The following is an 11,505-nucleotide window of genomic DNA, read 5'->3' as shown; positions in this document are numbered from 1 at the left end:
ATCGCCTTCAACACCTCGCGGCTTGCGCCACTCCTACGGGGAGCCGCCATGCGATGGGCGCGCTGTAGGAGCGGCGCCAGCCGCGAGCTTTTCGTCGGCTCATCCCGGCGCTATCGCATTCAAACCCTCGCGGCTGGCGCCGCTCCTACATCAGCACCGCCCACGTTGGGACGCAGCTCTGTATAGACGCCCGCATCTTCAGCCCAGGCAGCTAACAAAAAAGCGACCCGCAGGTCGCTTTTCCAGTCTCGGCGCCTGGACGCCGGCATACTTCAAGAATCAGACGGCCATTGCCTTGACGGCGGCCGAAAGACGGCTCTTGTGGCGAGCAGCCTTGTTCTTGTGAATGATGTTCTTGTCAGCGATGCTGTCGATGGTGCTCATCGAGGTGCGAAAGACCGACTGAGCCGCCGCCTTGTCGCCACCCACGATGGCCTTGCGCACGGCCTTGATCGCGGTACGCAGGCGGGAACGAAGGCTGCCGTTATGGGCGCGTGCCTTGGTCGCCTGACGGGCGCGCTTGCGAGCTTGTGCCGAGTTGGCCATAAATGTGAATTCCGTGTTGGTGGTTCTAGAAAAGTCCGCGATTATATTGAGCCACGCGGACAAATGCAATAGGCAACCGCATTAATGTAGGACTGCCGTTCAGGCGGCGAGACATCCATGGCGTGCGCAAGCTCGTCCGCCGCCATAACCGGGCACCCGCCTTCGCCCCCTCGCCTGCATCGGCAGCCGTGGAATCACGATGGCGGCAACGGATTGGCGGCACAGCCGGTTATGATGCGCGCCTTGCGTCGCCTCCCGAACTGCAACCTGCACTGCCCCGCACCTCATGAACCTCCTGCGCGCCCTCGCCACCGTCAGCGGCATGACCCTGCTGTCCCGCATCCTCGGCTTCGTGCGCGACCTCGTCATCGCCCGCGCCTTCGGCGCCGGCATGGCCACCGACGCCTTCTTCGTCGCCTTCCGCCTGCCCAACCTGCTGCGGCGAATGTTCGCCGAAGGGGCGTTCTCTCAGGCCTTCGTGCCGATCCTCGCTGAATACAAGAACCGCCAGGGCGAGGCGGCAACCCACACCCTGGTCAACCGCGTCGCAACCCTGCTCGGGCTGATCGTGGCGGTCGTGGCGGCACTCGGCGCACTGGCGGCACCGCTCATCATCTACGTGTCGGCACCGGGTTTCTCGGGTGACCCGGGCAAATTCGAGCTCACAGTCGAACTCACCCGCATCACCTTCCCCTACATCTTCTTCATGTCCCTGGTGGCGCTGGCGGGCGGCGTCCTCAACACCTGGAGCCGCTTTGCCATCCCGGCATTCACACCGGTCCTGCTCAACCTCGCCTTCATCGGCATGGCTCTGTTCGCCGTGCCCTACTTCGACCCGCCGGTGCTGGCGCTGGCGTGGGCGGTGTTCATCGGCGGGCTGTTGCAGCTGATCCTGCAGATCCGTCCGCTGATGAAGATCGGCATGCTGCCACGCTTCGACCTGGACATGTCCGACCCTGGCGTGCGCCGCGTCATGAAACTGATGGCGCCCGCCATCCTGGGCGTGTCGGTAAGCCAGATCTCCCTGCTGATCAACACCATCTTCGCCTCATTCCTGGAGAGCGGCAGCGTGTCCTGGCTGTACTACGCCGACCGCCTGATGGAGTTTCCCGCCGGCCTGCTGGGCGTGGCGCTGGGGACGATCCTGCTGCCCAGCCTGTCCAAGCTGCATGCCGACGACAAGGGCGAGGAGTTCTCCTCGCTGCTCGACTGGGGCCTGCGCCTGACACTGTTGCTGACTCTGCCCGCGGCCCTGGGCCTGGCGCTGCTGGCGGTGCCGCTGGTGGCGACCCTGTTCAACTACGGAGCCTTCTCGGCAACCGACGTGATGCAGACGCGCAGCGCGCTGGTCGCCTACAGCATCGGCTTGACCGGCCTGATCCTGGTGAAGGTGCTGGCGCCGGGCTTCTACGCCCGCCAGGACATCCGCACCCCGGTGAAGATCGCCCTCATCACGCTATGCGCCACCCAGCTGATGAACCTGGCCTTCGTCTTCCCATTGCGCCATGCCGGGCTGGCGCTGGCGATCGGGCTGGCATCCTGCCTCAACGCGGCTTTGCTTTACCGCGGCCTGCGCAAGCGCGCCATCTACACGCCGCAAGCCGGCTGGGGGATATTCGCACTGAAGCTGCTGGCGGCCCTGGCAGTAATGGGAGGGGTGCTGTGGTTTGCGGGCGGTCCGGCGACGCTGTGGCTCGAGATCGGCGGCCTTGAGCGTGCCGGGCGGCTTGGCGTGGTCGTGGTTGCGGGCGCTGCGGCCTACTTCGCCACGCTGTTCGCGCTCGGTTTCCGGCCGCGCGACTTCCGCCGCCGCGGCGCAGCCTGAAGGTAAAGGCTCGCGGCGGGCGCTGCTCCTGCAGCCCCCCAGCGCGCGTCACCCCCGGTAGGAGCGGCGCCAGCCGCGAGCTTTTATGCGCCCCGTCGCCTTCAACCCCTCGCGGCTCGCGCCGCTCCTACAGCCCCCTCACAGCGCGCGTCATCCCCGGTAGGAGCGGCGCCAGCCGCGAGCTTTTGAGGGGCGGCTTCGACGCGCCTCGTCGCCTTCAACCCCTCGCGGCTCGCGCCGCTCCTACAGCGCCCCCTAGCGCGCGTCGGCATCCCGTAGGCGCAACGCAAGTCGCGATTTCACCGCCAACGAGGCGCCAGTCGGGACTCAGGGCACCGGCGGCAGCGGAATCTGGTCACTGCGCCGTGCGCCGCCAGTGAAGGCGCGGCAGTCCTCCAGGAATCGACGGATGACGCGGCTGTGGTACTTGCCACGGTGCCAGACGAAGTAGAAATACCGCCGCAGGTCGAGTTGCGGGGTATCGACCGGCACCAGGCTGCCACGGCGAAAGGCATCGCGAAGGGCGAGCCTGGACAGGCAGCCCAGTCCCAGTCCGCTCTCGACCGCACGCTTGACGGCCTCGGTATGCTCGAGTTCAAGCCGCGGCACGATGCCGCCCGGCCAGTGGCGCAAGGCCTGGTCGAAAGTCTCACGCGTACCCGAACCACGTTCGCGCAGAATCCAGGGCTGGTGGGCGATCGCATCCAGCCCGACTTGCCCCCCTTTGGCCAGCGCATGCCCCGGCGCACAAAACACCACCAGTTCGTCCTCCACCCAGGGCTCGACCTCGAGCGCCGCATCGACGACCTGGCCTTCGACCAGCCCCAGATCGATCTCGTGCCGCAGCAGCATGGCAGCGATGGTGGCGGTGTTATGCACCTGCAGGCGCACCCTGCTCTCGGGATGCACCTGCAGGAAATTCGACACAATGAGCGGCAGCAGGTAGTTGCCGATGGTGAGGGTGGCCCCCACCCGCAGGTTACCCAGACCACGCTCGCCGCGCAGCAAGGCGTCGATCTCCTCGGCGCGGTCCAGCAGCTCTACGGCATGAGCAAGCAACAGGCTGCCCTGCTCGTTCAGGCGCAGACGCTTGCCGGCGCGGTCGAAGAGCTGCTGATCGAACTGGCTCTCGAGTTCGGCCAACGCCGCACTGGCGGCCGACTGCGACAGTGCGAGCGCTTCAGCCGCACGCGAGACGTTCTCGCTGCGCGCGATCTCGACGAACACCTGCATCTGACGGAGCGTGAACCTCATATCGATTCAATAGGTAAGCGATATCACTATTATCCACCAGATCACTAACGACGCGGGCCTAGAATCAAGGCCATCCGAATCACCCCCACAGGGTCCGCAGCCGTCATGAGCAACCTCGTCACCGAACGTGTCCTCAGCGTCCATCACTGGAACGACTCCCTCTTCAGCTTTCGTACCACGCGCAATCCCGGCCTGCGCTTCGAGAACGGCCAGTTCGTGATGATCGGGCTCGACGTCGATGGCAAGCCGCTGACCCGCGCCTACAGCATCGCCAGCCCCAACTACGAGGAGCATCTCGAGTTCTTCAGCATCAAGGTGCCTGACGGCCCGCTGACATCACGCCTGCAGCACCTGCGCGAGGGCGACCCCATCGTCGTGAGCAAGAAGCCCACCGGCACCCTGGTGCTGCACGACCTCAACCCCGGCAAGCACCTCTACCTGCTCGCCACAGGCACCGGCCTGGCGCCTTTCCTGAGCGTGATCCAGGATCCGGAGACCTATGCGCGCTTCGACAAGGTGGTGCTGGTGCACGGCGTGCGCTTCGTTGCCGAGCTCGCCTACACCGACTTCATCACCCGCGTGCTGCCGCAGAACGAGTTCTTCGGCGAGCAGGTGAGCGAACAGCTCATCTATTACCCCACGGTCACCCGCGAAGCCTTCCGCAATACTGGCCGCATCACGCATGTGATCGAATCCGGCAGGCTGTTCGCCGACATCGGCCTGCCCGCGCTCGACCCGGCCACAGACCGCGTCATGATCTGCGGCAGCCAGGCGATGAACAAGGACTGCTGCGACCTGCTCGACGCGCGTGGTTTCTCCATGTCGCCGCGCATCGGCGTACCCGGCGACTACGTGATCGAACGTGCTTTCGTCGACAAGTGAGCGGGCGATGACAGGCGCGCATGCGCTCGTGCTATCCCCTTTTTCTTGATATTTATCAAATTTGATCACACCTGGGCCGCTAGCATCGCGGCCCGTGAAAACACCCATACCCGCCTCTCTGTTCCTTTCTCTGCGCTGCCCGGCCGGTAGGTCACCCGGAGCGTACGGCGCATGACGCGTGCCGCCGTCTCCAGGCTGCTGAGGACCTCGACCCACATCAGGCTGCTGGTGCTTGGGCTGGTCGTGCTCGCCGTCGTGGGCAGCCTCTTCGTCCAGGCCGGCGCGGTCACCACCGGCGAGCACTTGCGCTATGCACGCGACCTGCGCGAGATCCGTCAGGTGGATGCCGAGCTCAACACCGCAACCATCGCGAGCCGCCTGGACATCGGCAGCTGGCAGGCGGTCGAAGCACACAGCGCACGCATGCGGACGCTGATCGATGCGCTCCACGACACGCCATCGTTCCTGACCCACGAGGAGAGGCTGCGCGTTCTCGATCAGCTCGACAGCTACGCCCGAATGCAGCAGCACAAGCAACAGCTGGTCGCGGCCCTCCAGGAGGAACTGGCGCGGATCACGGAGCCCGCCCAGGCCAGGCACCAGCGCCTGGACGAGCTCTCATCCGCCCTGCTTGCGCTGGCCAGCGCGCGCCAGGGCGAGGTCCTCGTGGAAAGCTATGCGGCTGGCTACAAGTCGGCCGCAGCGCGCACCCAGGCCCACCTCGTGCTGCTGCTCGCGGTTGCCCTGGGGCTCGGAGTCTTCCTGCTGTTGACTGCCATCCGGCTGCGCAAGACGACGCTGGCGGTAGCGGACACCAACGTCGAGCTCAATGCCACCGTCGCAGCGCTCCGCAGTGCAGAGGCTGAGCTGACGCGCTATGCGACCGTATTCACCAGCTCGAGCGAGGGCATGCTGATCACCGATGCCGCGGGGACCATCATCGCGGCCAACCCGGCGTTCAGCCGGATCACCGGCTACACCCTGGACGAGGTGATCGGGCACTCCCCCGGGCTGCTCAACTCCGGTCGCCAGGATGCGGGCTTCTACCGCCGCATGTGGTCGGCCATCAACAGCCGTGGCCAGTGGCAAGGCGAGATCTGGAATCGTCGGCGCAACGGTTCGATCTATCCCGAGTGGTTGTCGATCAGCGCAGTACATGGCGAGGACGGCAAGGTCCTGAACTACATCGGCATCTTCTCCGACATCACCGAACGCAAGGAGGCCGAGGCGCGCATCCTGCATCTCGCCCATCATGACCCGCTCACCAACCTGCCCAACCGCGCCCTTCTCCAGGACCGCCTGCAACAGGTGCTGCTTCAGGCGCGACGGCACAAACGCGGCGTAGCGGTGCTGCTGCTCGACCTCGACCGCTTCAAGACGATCAACGACATCCTCGGGCACGAGAGTGGTGACGGCCTGCTGCTGCAGATCACCGAACGCTGCCGCAGCACGATCCGCGACACCGACACGCTGGCACGCCTGAGCGGCGACGAATTCGTGATCGTGCTGCAGGAGGTCGACGGCGCTCACGATGCCGCACTCATCGCGCGCAAGATCCTCGACGAAGTGGCGCTTCCATGCCAGCTGGGCGAGCACCGGATCACGGTGACCGCAAGCATCGGCATCGCGCTCTACGACCAGGACGGCGGCACGCCCTCGGCCCTGCTGCGCAACGCCGACGCCGCGATGCATCGCGCCAAGGAAGCCGGACGCAATGGCTTCGAGTTCTTCTCGGCCGAGATGAACACCTCCTCGCTCGGCCAGCTGCTGCTCGAGAACCAGCTGCGCGGGGCGGCAGACCGCGGCGAACTGCTGCTGCACTACCAGCCCAAGGAGTGCGCGATCAGCGGCCGGCTGCTCGGGCTGGAGGCGCTGCTGCGCTGGCAGCATCCGGAGCTGGGCTTGGTCGCCCCCGGCCGCTTCATACCGCTCGCCGAGGAGATCGGGCTCATTGGCACGATCGGCGAGTGGGTGCTCGGCGAGGCCTGCCGCCAGCAACGCGCCTGGCTCGATGCCGGCCTCGACATCGTGCCGGTCGCAGTGAATCTGTCCGCACAGCAGCTTGCCCAGCAGAACATCGTCTCCCAGATATCGAACGCGATCAACGATGCCGGCCTTGCACCCGAGGTGATCGAGCTCGAGCTCACCGAAACCATGCTGATGCGCGACATCGACCGTAACATCCACACCCTGATCCGGCTGCGCGACATGGGCGTGCGTCTGTCGATCGATGATTTCGGCACCGGCTACTCGTCGCTCAACTACCTGCGCCAGTTCCCGGTCAATGCGCTCAAGATCGACCGCAGCTTCGTCAGTGACATCAGCGCAGAAGGCAACGAGGGCAAGATTGCCTCGGCCATCATCGGCATGGCCCACAGCCTGGGTTTGGAGGCAATCGCCGAAGGCGTGGAGACCGAGGCGCAACGCAGCTTCCTCGTCGCACAGGGCTGCCACCAGCTGCAGGGCTATCTCATTGGCAGGCCAGTGCCTGCGGGTGAGCTGGCGCCCCGCCTGCGACCGCGCCCCGGCCATCGCTGAGCACCACCCCGCAGCACCGAACTTGTGTCACCCTGCACGCGTCGAAGCCGCTGCGGAACGGGGCATTCACCCCGATTGCCGACAAACGGACAAGGACCCATACGGAGAGACACGATGAATTCCAATCTGTACGAGATCGAAGTCGAGCGCCTCAGCGGCGGCGGCACCACCCTTGGCGAACATGCCGGCAAGGTGTTGCTGGTCGTCAACACCGCCAGCCAGTGCGGCCTCACCCCGCACTACGCCGGCCTCGAGAAGCTCTACCAGACCTACAAGGACCGCGGCCTGGTCGTGCTCGGTTTTCCGTGCAACCAGTTCGGCGCCCAGGAGCCAGGCAGCGCGGAAGAGATCGGCGCCTTCTGCGAGAAGAACTACGGCGTGAGCTTCCCGATGTACGCCAAGATCGAGGTCAACGGTGATGGCGCGCATCCGCTCTACAAGCACCTCAAGCAGCACGCCAAGGGCATCCTCGGCACCGAGGCCATCAAGTGGAACTTCACCAAGTTCCTGGTCAGCCGTGACGGCGAGCGCATCGAACGCTACGCACCAACGACCACGCCGGAGGAACTGGTGAAGGACATCGAAGGGATGCTGTAGACTGCAGCCCTTTCCGACTCAGCAGGACCCTCCCCCATGGCCCAATACGTCATGTCGATGCTGCGCGTGAGCAAGATCGTTCCGCCCAAGCGTCAGATCATCAAGGACATCTCCCTTTCCTTCTTCCCCGGCGCCAAGATCGGCCTGCTCGGCCTCAACGGCTCGGGCAAGTCCACCGTGCTGCGCATCATGGCCGGCGTGGACAAGGAATACGATGGCGAAGTGCAGTGGCTCGCCGGCCAGCGCATCGGCTACCTGCCGCAGGAGCCCGAGCTCGACCCCGCCAAGACGGTGAAGGAAGAGGTCGAGTCCGCGCTTGGCGAGATCATGGAAGCGCGCCAGAAGCTGGAGGAGGTCTACGCCGCCTACGCCGAACCCGACGCCGACTTCGACAAGCTCGCCGAGGAACAGGCCAAGTACGAGAACATCCTGTCGACTGCCGGCAGCGACGTCGAGACCCAGATGGAAATCGCCGCCGACGCGCTGCGCCTGCCGCCCTGGGACGCCGTGATCGGCAACCTGTCCGGCGGTGAGAAGCGCCGCGTCGCGCTGTGCAAGCTGCTGCTGTCCAAGCCCGACATGTTGCTGCTCGACGAGCCCACCAACCACCTCGACGCCGAATCGGTCGACTGGCTGGAGCAGTTCCTCACCCGCTTCCCCGGCACTGTGGTCGCCGTCACCCACGACCGCTACTTCCTCGACAACGCCGCCGAGTGGATCCTCGAACTCGACCGCGGCCACGGCATCCCGTGGAAGGGCAACTACTCGTCATGGCTCGAGCAGAAGGGTGACCGCCTGGCGCAGGAAGCCAAGCAGGAAGCTGCGCACCAGAAGGCGATGAAGACCGAGCTGGAATGGGCGCGCTCCAATCCCAAGGCGCGCCAGGCCAAGTCCAAGGCCCGCCTGGCCCGCTACGAGGAAATGGCGAGCGTCGAGTACCAGCGCCGCAACGAGACGCAGGAAATCTTCATCCCGCCCGGCGAGCGCCTGGGCGACAAGGTCATCGAGTTCCACAACGTCAGCAAGGCCTTCGGCGACAAGCTGCTGATGGACAACGTCAGCTTCAGCATCCCGCCGGGCGCCATCGTCGGCATCATCGGCCCCAACGGCGCGGGCAAATCGACGCTGTTCAAGATGATCGAAGGCCGCGACACGCCTGATTCCGGCACGGTCGAGATCGGCACCACGGTCAAGATTGCCGCCGTCGACCAGACCCGCGAGGGGCTGGCCAACGACAAGACGGTGTTCGACGCCATTTCCGATGGCGCCGACGTGCTTACCGTGGGCCGCTTCGAGATGCCCAGTCGCGCCTACATCGGCCGCTTCAACTTCAAGGGCGGCGACCAGCAGAAGATCGTCGGCAATCTCTCGGGTGGCGAGCGCGGGCGCCTGCACCTGGCCAAGACCCTGATCCAGGGCGGCAACGTGCTGCTGCTGGACGAACCGTCCAACGACCTCGACGTCGAGACCCTGCGCGCGCTCGAAGACGCGCTGCTGGAGTTCGCCGGCTGCGCGCTGGTGATCTCGCACGACCGCTGGTTCCTCGACCGCATCTGCACCCACATCCTGGCGGCCGAAGGCGATTCGCAATGGACCTTCTTCGCCGGCAACTACCAGGAATACGAAGAGGACAAGAAGAAGCGCCTGGGCGAAGAAGGCGCGAAGCCGAAGCGCATCCGCTACAAGCCGATCGCGCGCTGACGCGTGCCTACTGCGCGGCGCGCTCGTGGATGGCGCGCACGCGTTCTGGCGTTGGCGGATGGGTGGACAGGTAGCGACCCACGCCGCCCTGCGCCGGATCGAGGCGCTGCAGCATGTTGGCCAGATGGCGCGGGTCGACACCATGGCGGCGCATCATGTCCACCGCGTGGTCGTCGGCCTCGCGCTCGAAGCCGCGCGAGTAGCCAAGTTCAGTGAGGATCAGCGGCAGTGCGGTGACGGCAGACGACACCGCAGACACGTCACCCACCACAACCGCAGCCAGAACACCCTTCATCGAGGCCTGGATCGAGCGCCGCATCGCATGCCGATGTGCGACATGGCCAATTTCGTGAGCGAGCACGCCGATCAGCTCTTCGTCGCTGCGTGCGAGCCCGACCAGCTGATCGGTAAACACGATGGTGCCGCCCGGCAAGGCGAGCGCATTGGCGCCGATCTCGTCGCTGGCAAGGCGGAACAGCACGCGGATCGGCGGGTCCTCGCCAAGCTCTGCCGCAAGGGGCGCAAACAAGGCCTGCAGACGCTGCTGCTCTGTGGCGTCGAGCCTGCTCGGCGCCATCATCTGGCGGTCGATCAGCTCCAGCACCAGGCTGTCCGCGTGCGCATGCACGCTCTGCGGTAATGATGCAGCAATGGCACGCGCAGCCATCGGCACACCCCACTGCACGCTCGCCCACACAAAGGCCACCGTCACCAACACGCCGAGCAGCACATAGCGCAGGCGCGACTCGAGGTGATGGAGCAATCCCGCACCTGCTGCCGGCAACAACCGATCGACACCGTCGTTGTCCGCCGTCTCGAAGGCCTCTCCCCCTTTGAAGCGGATGAAGCGCGGCGTGTTGCCCAGCCGCGACGACACCTCGACCTCGTCGCGTTCCGCCACCGCGAGCAGATCGCCCCCCTCCTCCACCACCCTCACCTGCCCGCGCTCGCACCGCAAGGTCGCCGCCACGCGGCGAGAGCTGCTACCACCCTGAAAATGCCCGGCGACCTGCATCAGAAGCCCAGGTCGACGTCGAAGACATCGCCGATCTCACCGCCCACGGCACTCAAGGCAGCGCCCTGGTCGGCGACAAAGCGATCGAGGTCGCCATCGGCATCGAGGGCGATGTGTGCAGCCGCGTAACGGGCGCTGCGTACCTTCGCCCACGGGTAGAACAAACCCAGGGTGAGCACGATCGCCAGCGTGTTGGTGAACATGAGCGCAGCGTAGGAGCCGAGGCGGTAATCGGCGGCGGTCGCGTGGCGATCGATGGTGGTGTTGTTGAAGCGCAGATTGGTGAGCCTGACCGCGAACAATGCCATCGCCAGCAGGTACATGGCCACCATGAGCAGGATGGAGAGCGGCGGGAAGACCGTGCCCAGCACCCCGGCGACGATCGCTCCGGCCAGGAAGACACCAAGAACGATCAGGAAGAGCGTATAGAACTTGCCGGCGCCGGCAGCGAAACTGAAGTGCGTGACGCCATAGCGCGTGTTGTCGATGATGAAGCGCTGCTGGCGGAAAAAGGCATACGGGAACAGCAGGCCCAGCGTCAGCACGCTCAGCAGCGGCCACAGCAGGAATACCACGTAGGCCTCGCCGACGCGCCCATCAAAGCCGAAGCGCAGCCCACGCCAGGCCGAGTAATGGTTGCGAAAGGCAAGGCCGCGGACGATGACCCACGGCATGATCGCGATGAAGAACAGCATCAACACCGCCCCGAGCAGGGGCACGAACTCGCTGGCGAGTACGTACACCAGCAGCATGGCGAAGGCGACCAGGCGCCCCTTGAGGATGCTCAGCGGGCTGGCGAGATAGTCGAAACTGGCGCCGTCCAGACGGGTGCTGCCGTAGAAGTAGCGCTGCGTGCGCACCTTGGCCCAGGCCGAATAGATACCCAGCGTGACGATGGTGAGCAGAAGGTTGACGATCCAGATGCGGAAGAACTCGAAGCCCTCGCCGGCAAACTCGAACGCCACCCGCCGCCGTGCAGCCTGTTCGCGCGCTAGCCCTTCCAGCACCGCATCCTGGAACACCACCGAATGAACCGCTTCAGTCATCTGCCTGCCCCCTGGATGCGCACCACGCCCTGAAAATGACAAAATAATATCAACACCAAGCCATACCCGCCAGAAAACCCGCTCGCAGGCGTCACTGCACG

General features: G+C 65.4%; 9 protein-coding genes. 5 read left to right on the top strand and 4 right to left on the bottom strand.

Annotated elements, in window-relative coordinates; translation table 11 throughout:
• Nucleotides 1-279 precede the first annotated feature (279 nt).
• Complete coding sequence (gene rpsT / locus C662_RS11985; RefSeq protein ID WP_002929309.1) at nt 280-546, bottom strand: 30S ribosomal protein S20; 267 nt, start codon at nt 544-546, stop codon at nt 280-282.
• Between the two features lie 286 nt (nt 547-832).
• On the opposite strand from rpsT, the gene murJ reads away from it, so the two are divergent.
• On the top strand, nt 833-2,371 hold the full coding sequence (gene murJ / locus C662_RS11980; RefSeq protein ID WP_002929308.1) for a murein biosynthesis integral membrane protein MurJ: 1,539 nt from the start codon (nt 833-835) through the stop codon (nt 2,369-2,371).
• Nucleotides 2,372-2,698: 327 nt separating this feature from the next.
• On the opposite strand, the gene C662_RS11975 is transcribed toward murJ, so the two are convergent.
• Nucleotides 2,699-3,625 (bottom strand): LysR family transcriptional regulator, encoded by a 927-nt coding sequence (locus tag C662_RS11975; protein ID WP_002929306.1) that lies wholly within the window; start codon nt 3,623-3,625, stop codon nt 2,699-2,701.
• Nucleotides 3,626-3,730: 105 nt separating this feature from the next.
• Between C662_RS11975 and C662_RS11970 the strand changes: the two genes are divergently transcribed.
• The 4 genes from C662_RS11970 to ettA all read left to right on the top strand — a co-directional run bounded on the left by C662_RS11970 (nt 3,731) and on the right by ettA (nt 9,343).
• Nucleotides 3,731-4,507 (top strand): ferredoxin--NADP reductase, encoded by a 777-nt coding sequence (locus C662_RS11970; RefSeq protein ID WP_002929304.1) that lies wholly within the window; start codon nt 3,731-3,733, stop codon nt 4,505-4,507.
• Nucleotides 4,508-4,678: 171 nt separating this feature from the next.
• The gene (locus C662_RS11965; RefSeq protein ID WP_002929303.1) at nt 4,679-7,045 is read left to right on the top strand and encodes an EAL domain-containing protein; all 2,367 of its coding nucleotides are present in this window, start codon (nt 4,679-4,681) and stop codon (nt 7,043-7,045) included.
• Between the two features lie 114 nt (nt 7,046-7,159).
• Nucleotides 7,160-7,642 carry a glutathione peroxidase gene (locus tag C662_RS11960; RefSeq protein WP_002929302.1) on the top strand — a complete coding sequence of 161 codons (483 nt, stop codon included), beginning with the start codon at nt 7,160-7,162 and terminating at the stop codon, nt 7,640-7,642.
• 36 nt (nt 7,643-7,678) lie between these two features.
• Nucleotides 7,679-9,343 (top strand): energy-dependent translational throttle protein EttA, encoded by a 1,665-nt coding sequence (gene ettA / locus C662_RS11955; RefSeq protein WP_002929301.1) that lies wholly within the window; start codon nt 7,679-7,681, stop codon nt 9,341-9,343.
• 7 nt (nt 9,344-9,350) lie between these two features.
• On the opposite strand, the gene C662_RS11950 is transcribed toward ettA, so the two are convergent.
• Both C662_RS11950 and C662_RS11945 read right to left on the bottom strand, forming a co-directional pair.
• A complete protein-coding gene (locus C662_RS11950) occupies nt 9,351-10,358 on the bottom strand; it encodes a M48 family metallopeptidase (RefSeq protein WP_198291899.1) in 1,008 nt (335 codons plus the stop codon).
• On the bottom strand, nt 10,358-11,404 hold the full coding sequence (locus C662_RS11945) for a YjgN family protein (RefSeq protein ID WP_002929283.1): 1,047 nt from the start codon (nt 11,402-11,404) through the stop codon (nt 10,358-10,360). Before C662_RS11945 ends, C662_RS11950 begins: the two co-directional genes overlap by 1 nt.
• Nucleotides 11,405-11,505: the final 101 nt, after the last annotated feature.

This window comes from Thauera sp. 28 (assembly GCF_000310145.2).
GTDB lineage: Bacteria > Pseudomonadota > Gammaproteobacteria > Burkholderiales > Rhodocyclaceae > Thauera > Thauera mechernichensis.
The sequence above is the reverse complement of the archived record's forward strand: the minus strand, read 5'-3'. Positions and strand labels throughout refer to the sequence as shown.

What these genes read in the sequence shown, in the direction of transcription:
- rpsT (WP_002929309.1), bottom strand. Translation starts at nt 546, where the DNA reads ATGGCCAACTCGGCACAAGCTCGCAAGCGCGCCCGTCAGGCGACCAAG.
- murJ (WP_002929308.1), top strand. Translation starts at nt 833, where the DNA reads ATGAACCTCCTGCGCGCCCTCGCCACCGTCAGCGGCATGACCCTGCTG.
- C662_RS11975 (WP_002929306.1), bottom strand. Translation starts at nt 3,625, where the DNA reads ATGAGGTTCACGCTCCGTCAGATGCAGGTGTTCGTCGAGATCGCGCGC.
- C662_RS11970 (WP_002929304.1), top strand. Translation starts at nt 3,731, where the DNA reads ATGAGCAACCTCGTCACCGAACGTGTCCTCAGCGTCCATCACTGGAAC.
- C662_RS11965 (WP_002929303.1), top strand. Translation starts at nt 4,679, where the DNA reads ATGACGCGTGCCGCCGTCTCCAGGCTGCTGAGGACCTCGACCCACATC.
- C662_RS11960 (WP_002929302.1), top strand. Translation starts at nt 7,160, where the DNA reads ATGAATTCCAATCTGTACGAGATCGAAGTCGAGCGCCTCAGCGGCGGC.
- ettA (WP_002929301.1), top strand. Translation starts at nt 7,679, where the DNA reads ATGGCCCAATACGTCATGTCGATGCTGCGCGTGAGCAAGATCGTTCCG.
- C662_RS11950 (WP_198291899.1), bottom strand. Translation starts at nt 10,358, where the DNA reads ATGCAGGTCGCCGGGCATTTTCAGGGTGGTAGCAGCTCTCGCCGCGTG.
- C662_RS11945 (WP_002929283.1), bottom strand. Translation starts at nt 11,404, where the DNA reads ATGACTGAAGCGGTTCATTCGGTGGTGTTCCAGGATGCGGTGCTGGAA.